Here is a 13,708-nt window from a genome sequence, read left to right as displayed (position 1 = left end):
GGGTCAGCCTTCCTCTTCTTCGGCAAAACGATAGCCGAAACCACGAACGGTAATTATCATCTGAGGGTTGGCCGGATCGCTTTCTATTTTCTGCCTGAGCTTGCCGATATGCACATCGATGACCCGGTCGATGACCGTTTCACCATGCTGGTAAAAGCGGTCGAGCAGTTCATCCCGGGAGAAAACCTTGCCAGGTGCCGACATCAGTGCCTGCAACAGTTTGTATTCCGAGGTTGTCAGGTTAAGGCTGCGGCCATCCAGAGTGACTTTTAGCTTGACCGGGTCGAGACTGAGGCCCTGATGGGTCAGAACCTGATCGTTGGTCTGAGAGCGCGATTCGACACGACGCAGAATCGCTTTAACCCGCTCGACCAGCTCCCTGGGACTGAACGGCTTGACGACGTAGTCATCCGCTCCGATCGACAGTCCCATCACCCGATCGATCTCCTCCTCCCGGGCCGTCAACATGAGAATGGGAACCTCGGAGAATTTCCGTATCTGCCGGCAGATTTCCCAGCCGTCCATGCTGGGCAGCATGATATCCAGAATCACGAATCCGGGGTTGCTGCGCCGCGCAAGCTGCAGGGCGTCTTCACCATCAAAAGCAACAATCGTCGAAAAGCCCTCTTGCTGCAGGTAGGTCTCCACCAGCGAGGAAGTATTCTTGTCGTCTTCCGCAATCAGTATCGTTTTTTTGGAAAGAGGCATCGCAACTTACTCCCCTGGGCCAACCTAAATACCCCGAAGAAACAGGCCAACTCCAGCGATCATAATCAGTAGCCACTTTGGAGTATTGGAAATTAAGATCTGAGCTAAATACTACCAAAAAAATCAACAATTCTGCAAAACCGACTCTCCCGGCACAAAAAAGGGGATGACCTTTCGGCCATCCCCTTGGATTTTTCTGACGCTCTGCGTGGCTAAATTTTGCGATTGGCGGCGAACAGCAGTTTATGCAACTTACAGGATAGTTCCTGGTTATCCTCACCCTTTTCGTACATTTCAGTGAGGTTGGAAAAAACACCGCAGTAGTGGTTGACCAGTCGGGGCTTGTCAGTTGCCAGGTTAAAGACCAGCTCGTCACCACCGCGATGGTTGAGACGGGCAAATTCCTTGGCGTGATCCAGCTCAATACTGCCGTTTTCGTACCAGAGGCGGGTCATCTTGTGGTTTTTACCAAGAGTCCAGTTGGTATCGACAATTCCGAATCCGGGCTGATCATCAACAATAAAACGATAAATGCCCAACCCTTGCACTTCGCTACATTTGAGGCTTGGAATTGTGGTCATCCGGCCATCGACCAGCTGCATGGCGCTTGGATCGATCAAGCGGGAAAGGATACTCAAGCTGCTGGCACCACCATCGATCCATGCGCCAGCCTTGCCGACAGCGCCAAGAGTCAGCTCACCGTTCAGGTAGTAGGGGTCGGCAAAACAGGACTCGAAACCGAGCAGCTTGCCAAGGTCGAAATTCTGCTTCTCTCGCTGCTCGACCCACCACTCGACCTCACGGCCGTAAGAAGGATGAAAAGCTGTGTAGAGTGGCAACTTGCGCGTTGTTGCTGCAGTGCGCAAAGCATCTTCCTGCTCAGGGCTGATACAGAGGGGCTTTTCTACGATAGCCACCCGATCGGCTTCGATCACTTTCATGGCAACTTCAAAATGACTCGGAGTCGGCGTCGACACCATAAACGCATCGGCTGTCGATCGCTTCAGCAACTGGTCAAAGTTTTCATAAAAAGTGACGCTTCCAGGCAGTTCCTCGGCGCGCACCGGATCAAGGTCATGAGCATCGACCAGACTGATCCCCTTGGTATGAGAAATCGCCTGCATTTGGTAGTTGGCAATCTTGCCGATTCCGATCAGTCCAATCTTCATTTCGAATCTCCGAATCTTGTTGACTCTTTAAGGCCAGAACGCCGGACAGAACTGGTCAAACCAGTGAGCCAGCAGAGCATTCAGCTTATATACAAAGAGGTTTACGGCTTGTCAAGAAATGCCGTCAACACTTTTACCAAAGCGTGAAGATGAGACCTGTTTCCAACAAAAAAGCCCCCAATGACGGGGGCCCTTCTTTAGAAATAATTGACGCGGTCAAGCATTCGCAGCTCTCGGCCGCTGATGATCTCAGCATTGAGGCAACCGATCCTCTGACAAATACCTATACAATTTGAAAAATCGTTATCAGGGGACGTAAAGAGCGCTATCAAGTGAGCGTTGCAGCCGCATTGATTGTAAATCGGGAACGGCTCGTCACAGACTGGACAACAGATTTCGACGATCTCACCGCTGCCCCACTTGGTGCCATGAAATGTTCGATCCGTATCACCAATAATTGGGCTGAGTGACAACAAACCTTCCTTCTCAGCTGTTTTCAGCTTTAACAGAATTCCGGGATAGCCGGAGTAAAGGTGGTCTTCACTGAGAATGTTGTGTCCCCGAGAGCAGTGGCACTGTTCGACCACCTGCGGTAACGGAACCTCCTCGACAACTTTCTCCACACGCCGGGCATGCCCGGGAATCAATTGCTTCCAACCCATAAAATCTCTCCCAAAAACAATATCAATCAAAAAATACCCGATAAAAGGTATACAATATATCTTTTTGATTTTGGGGTCAATTTTTGTGTTGGCAAAAAAGAAAAAGCCTCCCCCGATTTCTCGGAAGAGGCTCTTTCAATTGGCGTCCCCAGGGGGATTCGAACCCCCGTCGCCGGCGTGAAAGGCCGGTGTCCTGGGCCAGGCTAGACGATAGGGACTTAAACTTGCTAAGTACCCTGCGGGAAATGTACCCGCGTGTACGACGCCTTAAATGGTGTGCCGCGTAGGGATCGAACCTACGACCATCTGATTAAAAGTCAGATGCTCTACCAACTGAGCTAGCGGCACGCAACGGAGACCTGTTATACGGGAAAGCTCTTAACCGGTCAACCCTTTTTTCATACTTTTTTCAACTTTTTTTCACACCTATTTTACAAACGGGTTAGTGCGCTGAATGGTCTGGTCACGACGCGGTCCGACCGAAACCAAAACGACCGGACAACTGGTCCAGGCCTCAATTTTGTCGACATAATCCCTGACCTGCTGCGGCAGTTGATCGTACTCCTTTGTATCGTTGATGTCACACTGCCAGCCCGGTACTTCCTCGTAGACCGGTGTGCACTCTTTGAGGACATCAAAATCCTGCGGGAACTCTTCCAACAGCTCCTCACCGTGACGATAGGCGGTGCAAACCTTGACCGTTTCCAGTTCATTGAGAACGTCCATCTTGGTCAGGGCGATTCCAGTGAGACCGTTGGTGCGCACAGCTTCTTTCAGGGCAACAATATCCAGCCATCCGCAACGCCGTGGCCGTCCGGTGGTCGCACCGAACTCGTGCCCGGCAGCACGCAGGCGCTCACCCATTTCATCATGCAGCTCAGTCGGGAAAGGACCTTCACCGACACGGGTGACATAAGCCTTGGAGATACCAATGACTTGGTCGATCTTGTTCGGGCCGAGACCGGTTCCTGTACAGGCACCACCAGCAACGGTCGAAGAGGAGGTGACGTACGGATAGGTCCCGTGATCGACATCAAGCAAGCTACCCTGAGCACCTTCGAACAGGACGTTGTCTCCTGCTTTGATCGCAGCGTCCAGAGTGGTCGATACCCGGCCGAGGTAGCAGCGGAGGCGATCGGCATACCCCAGATACTCTTCAGCGATCTCATCAGCTGACAGCGGCTCCTCTCCCAGATACTGTTCCAGGTAGAAATTTTTCTCCGGCAGGACATCGGCCAGCTTGCGCTTGAAGGTCTCCGGCTTCATCAGATCAGCAAAACGGATCGCACGACGGCCGGCCTTATCTTCGTAAGTGGGGCCGATGCCACGACCGGTCGTACCGATCTTTTTCGCTCCAGCTTTTTGCTCGCGGGCAATATCGATCTTCTTGTGATACGGCATGATGATATTGACAGCGCCATCGACAACAAGCTGGCTATCGTCCTTGAGATAACCCTTCTTCTTCAGCCCGTCAATCTCCTCGAGGAAGACTTTGGGGTCGAGAACAACACCGTTGCCAATCAGGCAGCGCTTGCCTTCGTGCAGAATGCCGGACGGAATCAGGTGCAGAACAGTCTTTTCATCACCAACCACCAAGGTGTGACCGGCATTGTTGCCGCCCTGAAAACGCACCACCTGCTGTGAATACTCGGTGTAGATATCGACGATCTTTCCTTTGCCTTCGTCACCCCACTGGGCGCCGACGATAATTACGTTGGCCATAATTTTTTGCAACTCCTGTGACGCCGGTCGTAACCGACTGTTTTTTATGAATCGACCTTAGAGTTCCAGGCCATTCTGGAATGCTTCAGCCCAGGGAATCCAGCGAGTTTGCTCATCGGCCAGAGCGACCAGCTCAATCTCGTTCCCCTCCCCGGCAACAACTGCAAAATATCTGAAGTTCATCTGTTTTGCGTACTCGACAGCCTCGGCTCGATCGCGCGGCAAAATGTCGCGGGCAACCGCATAGCCCTGCTTACGCAGTTTGTTGGCCAGCTGTTGTGCCGGGCGCAACTCGCCTCCAGCCGCAAAAATCAACAGATCACTTCCCGGCTGAACCAGCTCGTCCAGCTCTTTATCAAGAGCAAACAGCAGATGCAGCAGACTGAACGTGAAGCCGGTCGCCGGCGCATCGAAGCCGTACTGCCCGGTGAGATTGTTGTAACGGCCCCCACTGCAGACGGCGCGACCGACGCCAGGCAGGAAACCCTGGAACGTGATGCCGGTATGATAATTGAGCCCGCGCAGTTCACCAAGATCGACAGTAACATGATCGAGCACGCCATAAACTTCCAGCACATCCAGAACTTGGGCCAGGTTATCGAGGGCCTTGCGCGAACGCGCGTTGCACACAACCTTCTCAGCCCGTTCCAGCACCTCGCGACCACCGAACAACCGCGGCAGAGCCAGCACCTCATCGCGCGCACTGTCATCGACATCGGCGTCTCTCAGCAACGCCTGCAGTTCGGAACTGTCTTTGCGCAGGATCGCATCGGCGACCTGATCGGCCACATCTCCCTCGAGAGAGAGGCCGTCCATGACGCCACGGAAGAAATCTACCTGGCCGATATCGATGGTGAACTCTTTTGCGCCGACTGCCTGCAACGCCTCGACCGCCATAACGATCATTTCAGCATCCGCTTCCGGGCTGTCAAGGCCGATCAGTTCAACGCCGGTCTGGAAGATATCGCGATCCTTGCCCATCTGCTGCTCGGTATGCCGCAACACCCGGCCACTGTAGCTCAATCGCAGCGGCATCGGCCGTTCGCTCATGCGGGTAGCGGCGATACGGGCAATCTGCGGTGTCATATCGGGCGGGAAGGCAACCAGTCGGCCGCTCTGACGGTCATCAAAGCGAAAAGCCCGATCGCGCAGGCCTTCGCCCAGCCCGTGCTCAAGCACATCAAGATATTCCAGTTGAGGGGTAATTACCGGGCGGAAGCCCCAAGCAGCAAACACCTGGCGCAACTGCTGTTGAAGGAAATCGGCCTTGGCCGCTTTCAGCGGCAGGAAGTCCTTGACTCCCTTTGGCAGATCGGTCTCCAGGGAAAACTTTGAAGAACGCATTTCCAAACTCCATCCCGCCGGTTTTTCAGCCTGTGGCAACGGGAAGCAAAATTGTTTTTGACGGTGAAAAATCACCCGGATCAGCCCACGGATTGCGGCCGAACGTGGCAATCTAGCAACAGTTTGCACAAGATGTCAAGGAAACGAAAATGGCCCATCGCTGTTTCATTTTTACGCGTCTGGCAAAGGGCCCTCATCCAAGCAGTGCACCGGCTTGTCTTTAATGAAATCAGTGATAAATTTTTACATTCAGACAAAGGAAAAAGGAGGAGCAAATGGCAGATTTTGAATCGGCATTCAAAATAACGCTCGGCCACGAAGGCGGTTATGTTTTCGATCCCGATGATGCCGGCGGTGAGACCTATCGTGGGGTCTCCCGTCGCTACCATCCGGGATGGGTTGGCTGGAGCAGCATCGACAGGCTCAAGCAGCAGGCGGAAAACCGGCGCCAGCTGAACAGGTTGCTGGCAGAGGACGACGATCTGCAGCTGCAGATCCGCGACTTCTACAAGCAGCACTACTGGGATCGCTTTCAGGGAGATGCCATCGATTCACAGCAACTGGCCGAAGAGCTGTTCGATACCGGGGTCAACATGGGGGTTCACCGGGCAGTCAGGTTCATGCAGGAAGGACTCAACCTGCTCAACCGCAACCAGAAAAGTTTCAAGGATATTCTCGAGGACGGCAAATCGGGTCCGGGCACCTTGGCAGCTCTGAACGCCTACCTGGCAAAAGACCCGGCGGAACACCTGTTGAAAATCATGAACGTGCTGCAGGGGATGCACTACATAGACTATATGCGCAAAAGTCCGGCCCAGGAAAAGTACGCCCGCGGCTGGCTGAAGCGGGTCTGCATCGGCAACGCGAAATAAAAAGGGGCAGCCGTCTCGGCTGCCCCGCAAAAATCACCCCAGCGCGCGCAGGTATTCGACCAGAACCCGCACGCCAAAACCGGTCCCACCTTTCGGCTGTCCCGGTTTGCCGCTGCCCTCCCATGCCATTCCGGCGATATCAAGGTGTGCCCAGGTGTAGTCATCGGCAAATTTCTGCAGAAATGCCGCAGCCGTGATGGTTCCTGCCGGGCGACCGCCGGTATTTTTGACATCGGCAAAATCGCTCTTGATCTGCTGCCCGTACTCTTCCCACAACGGCAGCTGCCAGAGCCGCTCCCCGCTGCGTTCACCCGCCTTGATCAGCTGGCGCGCCAGGCCATCACTGTTGCCGAGCACAGCCGCGGCATGATTCCCAAGTCCGATAATGACCGCACCGGTCAAAGTGGCGACATCGATCACCACGCGCGGTTCGAAGCGACCGACATAAGTTAGCGCATCGGCCAGGATCAGACGGCCTTCTGCGTCAGTATTCAGAACTTCGATGGTTTTCCCCGCCAGCGAAGTGAGGATATCGCCCGGCCGGATCGCCGTCCCCGATGGCATGTTCTCAACCGCCGGGACCACGGTCACCAGATTAACCGGCAGTTTCAGCTGCGCCGCTGCCATGATGGCACCAAGCACCGCTGCTGCGCCGCCCATGTCCATCTTCATCTCATCCATCTTCTCTGCAGGTTTCAGCGAGATACCTCCAGTATCGAAGACGACTCCTTTGCCGACCAGTGCGACCGGCTTTTCATCCGCTGTTCCTCCACAGTATTCGAGGACGATCAGGTAGGGATCGCGCGCGCTGCCCTGTGCTACGCCGAGCATGGCACCAAAACCCTGTTTTTCCAGCTGTTCACGATCAAGCAGTTTGACCTTGATCCCGACCCGTTCCGCCATAGTGACAGCCTGCATAGCCATAAACTCCGGTGACTTTTCGTTACCGGGAGCATTGACCAGATCGCGAGCGAACGCGACCGACGAGACAATCGCTTTAGCATCGCTGGCGGCCTTTTCGGCCTCGGCTTTACTATCGGCGGAAGAAATCAGCAGAGTGACCTTGCCCAGCTGCACAGCCTGCCCTGACCGGTCTGCTGGCAGGTAACGTACGTAACGGTAATCAGCCAGCAACACGCCCTCGGCCACGGCCTGGACTTTCTCTGCAAAGGCCAGCTTCTTGACCGGCAGCTGCGCCAGCGCCAGCACGAAGCTGTCCAGCTGTTTCTCGCTCAGTATTTTCCCTGCCATACTTGCAGTTTTGCGCAAATTATCGGCCGTCAGCTGTTTATCTTTGCCCATTCCACAGAGCAAAACCCTCTCGACACCCCCAGCAGCACAATGCAGTAACAGGGTTTCCCCTTTTTGCCCACTGAACTCTTTAGCTTTCACAGCGCGAGCAAACGCGCCGCCAACCATCTCATCCAGCTGCTGCAGTTCGTCCGTTTTCAACTTTCCTTCCACAACCCCAAGAACCAGGCAGGAGGTCTTTTGCTCCAGACCCATGCTTTTTATTATTTTCAAGTGCATTTTTTCTCCTTTCACCATCATTGACATTAACAGCATAATTTTATTTTTGTTTTTCGATCCGAGCAATCATAGCACCCTCGTCGCTGGTTTGCGACCGGCAGTATTTACTGTTAGCTTGTTCGCACTTTTTCGCGCCTCCCTCTTTTCGCCCCGACATCTCATTAAGTAAAATACAAACTATCTATCCAAGCTAACGCCTAAAAGGGGGACAACATGTTGAAGCGAATTGCTCTTTTCACAACCTTATTTATTTTAATGACCATGCACACGGCCTTTGCAAGCGGCTATGGGTATAAATCCGGCGAGCAGAAAATCTACGGCGTTGTAGAGCAGATCCCGCAAGACGGTTACGGACACTGGATCATCGACGGCCACCCGGTTCTCGTGACTGAAAGGACCAAAATAGAGAACGAGTACGGCCGCATTGCTGTCGGCAGTTACGTCGAGGTTGAAGGCGTGGTCGACAACCAGGGGTTCAGGGCCTACGAGATCGAAGGAAAAGCGAAAAACGACAGCAAGCGGAATGAATACGGAAACAAATATCGTCAAACCCGTGGCAGTGACCGCGAAGAGTACGGCAGTAATTATGCGGAAGGCAATGAATTTTACGGTGTCGTCGAACAGATCCCGACGGGGGGACTAGGGACCTGGCGCATTAGCGGCAGAGAGGTTTTCGTTGACCGCTCGACCCGGATCAAGTCAGAACATGGCCCAATTACTGTCGGTGCAAAGGTCGAGGTTTCTGGGGCAAAGCTCGCAGACAACGGGGCGTTCTACGCCCACGAAATTGAAACTGAATAACCATTCAACACTCCCCCGGCGAAGCGCTCAGCTCTCGGGGGAGCTCGTCAGTTCCTGCAATGCCGCTGCGACCCGCTCTACGCCGGCATCGACGGATTCCAGTTCGATTTCAACCCTCTGCTCCGGCTTGGTGTGCAGATAAAGCGGGTCGTAGTAATGCACCATCAGCTCGTAAACCAACTCTTCCCACCTACCCTCATTCAGCAGGCCGAGAAGTTGATTGACGATCTTTTTCCCGAGCCGTTCCTTCAATGCGCAGATCGGCTTTTCAAACTGTTCCCGCAATTGATCAAGAGCGGGGTAATCCTGCAGAATAATTTTTGTGCGGAAATCGAGCGATGCCCCAAGCCAGAGGCTCGTTTGCACCTGCATCGCCTGATGAAATCTTTTCGGCACCAGCAAACGACCGATATGCAGGCTTTCTCCTTCCGTCAGCAGATAGGCAGCATCCCGCAACTGCAGCAGGCGGTCCCACAGCAGTGCTTCGAACATTTTCTGTCCCGGCTGCTGCGGCAACCCCAAAGCACCAAATGCGCTGCCGCGATGGTTTGCCAGCCCTTCGAGATCGACAACGGGATACCCCTGTTCTGCCAAGTGATGGAGAACCTGCGTTTTTCCAACCCCGGTTAAACCTCGCAGCACATAAATCGGCTGCCAGTCAGCCTCTTCAAAATAAGCGCAAATATGGCTGCGAAAGGCTTTATACCCGCCAATCAGCTGTCGAGCATGAATACCGGCCAGATTCATAAGGCTGGTCATTGCCAGGGAACGCATGCCACCGCGCCAGCAAAAAACAACGACAGGTCCATTGCAGCCCCTGCGGAGAACCTCAACCTGCTCCATCAATTGGGGAATTTTAGGTGACACCACTTCGATGCCGCGTTTGCGAGCAACGCCTTTACCCTGCTGTTTGTATAAAGTACCAATCTCGGCCCGCTCTTCATTGCTGAAGATCGGCACATTCACAGCGCCGGGAATTGTCGCCTCGGAGAATTCCGCCGGCGTGCGGACGTCAACCAGCAAGGCACCTTGTGCCCGTAGTCGCAATACCTTCTTTAATTCAACTGTCGCTTGAATCACCTGAAAAACGCCCCTTGAGGAAAACTACAGTGGAAAGGTTCTACACCATCGCTCGCAGCAAAACAACCGATCTGTAAATAAATGGTTGACCAGCTGCTAAATTTCCGTTAGGGTCTGCATCCGTTGTCGCGGGATGGAGCAGTCTGGTAGCTCGTCGGGCTCATAACCCGAAGGTCGGGGGTTCAAATCCCTCTCCCGCAACCAAAAAAATTCAAGCGATCGACCGCTCTGGTCGATCGCTTTTTTGTTGCCTCCCCCATATTGCAAAATTTGCAACTCCTTGACAAATCTGCTAGATTCCATCGAACATGGACTAATGAGACAAACTCTCAAATTCGCGGAGATGCAATGAACAAAGCTCCTTTCATAGTCGATGGTCGCTACCGCATGGCCGCTGAGCAAGGGAATGCTGATGCCCAGTATAACTATGGACGGATGTGTGAAAAAGGTGACGGGGCCGAGCTGAATCCTGCTGAGGCGGCCAGCTGGTACCAACGCGCGGCCGAGCAGGGACATATGCAGGCCCAGCTGGCGCTGGGCTTACTTTACGAGCATGGCTCCGGTGTAGAGCAAAATGATGCTGAAGCAGTTAAATGGTATCGCCTTGCTGCGCGGCAGGACAGTGCCGACGCTCAATATCACCTTGGCGTCATGCTGGCCTTTGGTCACGGCATCACAACCGACAGCCAGGAAGCCCTTTTCTGGTGCCTGAAAGCAGCTGAACAGAATCACATTGAAGCCCAATACACTCTCGGCATGATGTACGCCAACGGCGAAGGTGTCGAGCAGAACTTCGAGCAGGCCATCTACTGGTACCGGCTGGCGGCTCAGCAAAATAATGCAGATGCCCAATACAGCCTCGGCGTCATGTACGCTTTTGGCCAAGGTGTTCCGCGAGACAGCGTGCAGGCTTTCAAATGGTGCCGCATGGCGGCCGAGCAGGGGCATGTCGATGCTCAGCATAACCTTGGCGGCATGTACGCCAAAGGAGAAGGGACCGAAGCCGATCCCTATGCCGCGGTCGAGTGGTACCGCCTCGCTGCCGAGCAGGGCGATATTGACGCCCAGTACAGCCTCGGCAGCATGTATGTGAACGGTGAGGACATCCCGCAGGATTATGCAGAAGCGCGCTACTGGTGGACCATGGCGGCCGAAGCTGGCAACGCTGCAGCACAGTACAATCTCGGGGTCATGTACGTATTCGGCTACGGTGTCGAAAAAGACGACGCCGAAGCGATCAAATGGTGGAACCTGGCTGTCGAGCAGGGCTACACAGACGCCCAGTATAACCTGGGAGGGATGTATGCCCTCGGCCGCGGGGTACCGAAGAACTACATTAAAGCTTACGTCTGGCTGCGCCTGCCAGCCGACAAGGGGCACAGTGATGCCCAGAAAGTACTAAAGTCGCTTGAAAACAAGATGACTCCAGCGCAGATCGAAGCAGCACGCAGAGATGTCGAAAAGGTCTGCTCGCGGTTGGAAAAAAATATCGGCTAAACTAAAAAGCGCTGCCAATAACTGGCAACGCTTTTTTCAGCTCTCGATCTCTATTTCTTCTAGCTATTTGCAGGCTCTCCATCGATCCCCAGATGCTTGTCCATCATCTGTACCAGGTATGGAATTTGTGGCTTGGTCGCATAGCCATCGGCGCCGACCGAATCACACTTGACCGCCATCTGCTCGTTGATCAGGGATGAAAACAGGATCACCTTGACATCCCGCATGAAAGGATCATCTTTCACCCGCTTGCACAATGTCAATCCATCCATCTTCGGCATCTCGATATCGGTAATCAGCAGGTTCAGGTAATCGGTGATCGGCTTCCCCTCCCGCGTTGCCTCTTCTTTTAACCTCATCAAATCAAGGTAACAATCCTCACCGTCTACAAATGTTTTCAGATTGGCATAGTTGGAACTCTTCAGTACCCGCTCAATGCCAGCCCGAATCAAGGATGAGTCTTCCGCCAGCATCAGTTTCATCTCCTGCCGCGTATTCGGCAGTTTTTCTTCCATCGCGGCACTATGAATTTCAGCTTCATAGTCAAGAGCGGATTCAGGATCAAACTCGGAGACGATATGCTCCAGGTCGACGATCAGAATCTCCCGCCCTTCGATATTAATACTGCCGGTAAAGCGGGGATGATACTGATCGATAAAAGTCGCCATCGGCTGAACATCGCCCCAGGAAACCCGGTGAATCATATTCACACCATCAACCTTGAAACCGTTAACGCGATCGTTGAACTCACAAATCAACACAACGCGGCGGGCGTCTTCAGGCAGATCCGGTTCTTTCGAAGCGATATGCTGTTTCAAAGCAACCAGCGGGATGGTGCTCCCCCGCAGCAGCAGAGTCCCCAGCATGCCAGGATCACTGCCCGGCACAACCGTCACGGCCTCTTCGTCGAAAGGAATAATCTCTTTCAGTTTATGTACGTTAATGCCGAACGATTGGGTTCCGAGATAAAACTCGATAATCTCCATTTCGTTGGTGCCGGTTTCCAGCAGAATTTCCTGTTTAACGAGATCTGACATATCTTTCTACCTTTCAGTCACAAAGGTCAGTGCACGGCAATCATTTGAACATCTTAACCAAATTGAGTCAATTAGCAAATACTACATTTACATTTTTTTCTCAGCCCCAACTGATGTATAATGATTTTTTGTAAAAAAACGGGTAAAACCGTATAAATCAGGAGAAATCAAGAGGGATCCAATGACAGGAATGGCACAACAGCACTACCGCCTAGGGATGAATTATTTTCAGGGCAAAGGAGTGCAGAAATCATATGCAGAGGCGATGAAATGGTTCCGCCTGGCAGCCCAGGAAGGTTATCCGCGGGCTATTTTCATGCTCGGCCGCATGTATGACACCGGAAAAGGAATCGCGGAAAACCCGGCGGAAGCGGTCAAATACTACCGTCAGGCAGCAGAGCTGGGCTATGCCCGCGCACAGAACCTCCTCGGTCAGGCCTTCATCAAGGGGCATGGCGTTCCTGCAAACTACGACGAAGCATTGAAATGGTTCCGCAAAGCAGCGGAACAGAATTTTTCCGATGGCCAGTATAACCTCGGTCTGATGTACGCCAAGGGGCACGGCGTGCCGAAAGACTTTCTCGAAGCCCGCCGCTGGTGGGGGCTGGCCGCCGAACAGGGCAACCCGAAAGTACAATTCACCCTCGGCCATATGTACCTGGTCGGCAAGGGTGTGAAAAAAAACTACTCCAAGGCTCGCCAGTGGCTGCGTCAAGCCGCTGACCAGGGTCTGCCCACCGCCCAGTACCACCTCGGCATCATGTACGCAAAAGGCACCGGCGTGCTGCAAAGCTATACCGAGGCCCGCAAATGGCTGCAGAAAGCTGCAGAACAGAACTATCTCGACGCTATCTACACTCTCGGTAAACTCCTCAGCACCGGCAACGACGAAGTGCGCGATCCGGCACTGGCAGTCAGCCTGCTGCAACAGGCAGCAACCCGCGGACACCAGCGGGCCAAAGTCGCCGTCGCCCATCACTACGCCAAGGGAATCGGCATTGCTCAGGACTTACAACTCGCCTATCACTGGTGGCTGGAAGCAGCCAAAGAGGGCAACTCTGACGCTCAGTACAACCTCGGCGTCATGTACATCAATGGCAAAGGCGCCAAAAGGGATGCATTGGAAGGCAAAAAATGGCTGACCAAAGCGGCCGACCAGGGCCACACCAAGGCGCAGTATTGCCTCGGCGTCATGTACTCCACCGGTAAAGGTGTTCCTCAGGATATGGATGAAGCTCTGCGCTGGAAAGAAGCAGCAGAGTTCTGGGAATCCCTCTAGGGTCCGT

At 53.6% G+C, this 13,708-nt stretch carries 12 protein-coding genes and 3 tRNA genes; 5 read left to right on the top strand and 10 right to left on the bottom strand.

Going from position 1 to position 13,708, the window contains the following annotated elements:
* Nucleotides 1-3: 3 nt before the first annotated feature.
* From BUB13_RS10100 to hisZ, 7 genes are all read right to left on the bottom strand, one after another.
* Nucleotides 4-708 carry a response regulator transcription factor gene (locus BUB13_RS10100; protein WP_072908526.1) on the bottom strand — a complete coding sequence of 235 codons (705 nt, stop codon included), beginning with the start codon at nucleotides 706-708 and terminating at the stop codon, nucleotides 4-6.
* 212 nt (nucleotides 709-920) lie between these two features.
* The gene (locus BUB13_RS10095) at nucleotides 921-1,877 is read right to left on the bottom strand and encodes a Gfo/Idh/MocA family protein (protein WP_072908524.1); all 957 of its coding nucleotides are present in this window, start codon (nucleotides 1,875-1,877) and stop codon (nucleotides 921-923) included.
* 197 nt (nucleotides 1,878-2,074) lie between these two features.
* Nucleotides 2,075-2,539, bottom strand: a complete 465-nt coding sequence (locus tag BUB13_RS10090; RefSeq protein ID WP_072908522.1) for a hypothetical protein — start codon at nucleotides 2,537-2,539, stop codon at nucleotides 2,075-2,077.
* 140 nt (nucleotides 2,540-2,679) lie between these two features.
* A tRNA-Glu gene (locus BUB13_RS10085) sits at nucleotides 2,680-2,757 on the bottom strand.
* Between the two features lie 54 nt (nucleotides 2,758-2,811).
* Nucleotides 2,812-2,887: transfer RNA gene (locus BUB13_RS10080), tRNA-Lys, on the bottom strand.
* Between the two features lie 78 nt (nucleotides 2,888-2,965).
* Nucleotides 2,966-4,261, bottom strand: a complete 1,296-nt coding sequence (locus BUB13_RS10075; protein WP_072908520.1) for an adenylosuccinate synthase — start codon at nucleotides 4,259-4,261, stop codon at nucleotides 2,966-2,968.
* Between the two features lie 57 nt (nucleotides 4,262-4,318).
* Nucleotides 4,319-5,605, bottom strand: coding sequence for an ATP phosphoribosyltransferase regulatory subunit (gene hisZ / locus BUB13_RS10070; protein ID WP_072908518.1), 1,287 nt, complete (start codon nucleotides 5,603-5,605; stop codon nucleotides 4,319-4,321).
* A 275-nt stretch (nucleotides 5,606-5,880) separates the two neighbouring features.
* On the opposite strand from hisZ, the gene BUB13_RS10065 reads away from it, so the two are divergent.
* Nucleotides 5,881-6,477 (top strand): glycoside hydrolase family 108 protein, encoded by a 597-nt coding sequence (locus tag BUB13_RS10065; protein WP_072908516.1) that lies wholly within the window; start codon nucleotides 5,881-5,883, stop codon nucleotides 6,475-6,477.
* A gap of 33 nt (nucleotides 6,478-6,510) precedes the next feature.
* Here the strand turns inward: BUB13_RS10065 and BUB13_RS10060 are convergent, their stop codons facing one another.
* Nucleotides 6,511-8,007 (bottom strand): leucyl aminopeptidase, encoded by a 1,497-nt coding sequence (locus BUB13_RS10060; RefSeq protein ID WP_072908514.1) that lies wholly within the window; start codon nucleotides 8,005-8,007, stop codon nucleotides 6,511-6,513.
* A gap of 213 nt (nucleotides 8,008-8,220) precedes the next feature.
* On the opposite strand from BUB13_RS10060, the gene BUB13_RS10055 reads away from it, so the two are divergent.
* On the top strand, nucleotides 8,221-8,808 hold the full coding sequence (locus BUB13_RS10055; protein ID WP_072908512.1) for a DUF5666 domain-containing protein: 588 nt from the start codon (nucleotides 8,221-8,223) through the stop codon (nucleotides 8,806-8,808).
* A gap of 27 nt (nucleotides 8,809-8,835) precedes the next feature.
* On the opposite strand, the gene mnmH is transcribed toward BUB13_RS10055, so the two are convergent.
* Nucleotides 8,836-9,888, bottom strand: a complete 1,053-nt coding sequence (gene mnmH / locus BUB13_RS10050) for a tRNA 2-selenouridine(34) synthase MnmH (protein ID WP_244151860.1) — start codon at nucleotides 9,886-9,888, stop codon at nucleotides 8,836-8,838.
* A gap of 127 nt (nucleotides 9,889-10,015) precedes the next feature.
* Here mnmH and BUB13_RS10045 point away from each other — a divergent pair.
* Nucleotides 10,016-10,092 (top strand) — tRNA-Met (locus BUB13_RS10045).
* 144 nt (nucleotides 10,093-10,236) lie between these two features.
* Nucleotides 10,237-11,385: an SEL1-like repeat protein gene (locus BUB13_RS10040; RefSeq protein WP_072908510.1), complete on the top strand. Its 1,149-nt coding sequence runs from the start codon at nucleotides 10,237-10,239 to the stop codon at nucleotides 11,383-11,385.
* Between the two features lie 59 nt (nucleotides 11,386-11,444).
* Here the strand turns inward: BUB13_RS10040 and BUB13_RS10035 are convergent, their stop codons facing one another.
* Nucleotides 11,445-12,422: a chemotaxis protein gene (locus BUB13_RS10035; RefSeq protein WP_072908508.1), complete on the bottom strand. Its 978-nt coding sequence runs from the start codon at nucleotides 12,420-12,422 to the stop codon at nucleotides 11,445-11,447.
* 181 nt (nucleotides 12,423-12,603) lie between these two features.
* On the opposite strand from BUB13_RS10035, the gene BUB13_RS10030 reads away from it, so the two are divergent.
* Complete coding sequence (locus tag BUB13_RS10030) at nucleotides 12,604-13,701, top strand: SEL1-like repeat protein (protein ID WP_084091978.1); 1,098 nt, start codon at nucleotides 12,604-12,606, stop codon at nucleotides 13,699-13,701.
* Nucleotides 13,702-13,708 lie beyond the last annotated feature (7 nt).

It is taken from the genome of Malonomonas rubra DSM 5091 (assembly GCF_900142125.1).
Classification (GTDB): Bacteria; Desulfobacterota; Desulfuromonadia; order Desulfuromonadales; family Geopsychrobacteraceae; genus Malonomonas; species Malonomonas rubra.
This window is presented reverse-complemented; position numbering and strand designations above follow the sequence as displayed.

Bases quoted from the DNA above. Each gene is read 5' to 3' on its own strand.
- BUB13_RS10035 (WP_072908508.1), bottom strand. From the start codon at position 12,422: ATGTCAGATCTCGTTAAACAGGAAATTCTGCTGGAAACCGGCACCAAC.
- BUB13_RS10040 (WP_072908510.1), top strand. From the start codon at position 10,237: ATGAACAAAGCTCCTTTCATAGTCGATGGTCGCTACCGCATGGCCGCT.
- hisZ (WP_072908518.1), bottom strand. From the start codon at position 5,605: ATGCGTTCTTCAAAGTTTTCCCTGGAGACCGATCTGCCAAAGGGAGTC.
- BUB13_RS10075 (WP_072908520.1), bottom strand. From the start codon at position 4,261: ATGGCCAACGTAATTATCGTCGGCGCCCAGTGGGGTGACGAAGGCAAA.
- BUB13_RS10090 (WP_072908522.1), bottom strand. From the start codon at position 2,539: ATGGGTTGGAAGCAATTGATTCCCGGGCATGCCCGGCGTGTGGAGAAA.
- BUB13_RS10055 (WP_072908512.1), top strand. From the start codon at position 8,221: ATGTTGAAGCGAATTGCTCTTTTCACAACCTTATTTATTTTAATGACC.
- BUB13_RS10030 (WP_084091978.1), top strand. From the start codon at position 12,604: ATGACAGGAATGGCACAACAGCACTACCGCCTAGGGATGAATTATTTT.
- BUB13_RS10095 (WP_072908524.1), bottom strand. From the start codon at position 1,877: ATGAAGATTGGACTGATCGGAATCGGCAAGATTGCCAACTACCAAATG.
- BUB13_RS10100 (WP_072908526.1), bottom strand. From the start codon at position 708: ATGCCTCTTTCCAAAAAAACGATACTGATTGCGGAAGACGACAAGAAT.
- BUB13_RS10065 (WP_072908516.1), top strand. From the start codon at position 5,881: ATGGCAGATTTTGAATCGGCATTCAAAATAACGCTCGGCCACGAAGGC.
- BUB13_RS10060 (WP_072908514.1), bottom strand. From the start codon at position 8,007: ATGCACTTGAAAATAATAAAAAGCATGGGTCTGGAGCAAAAGACCTCC.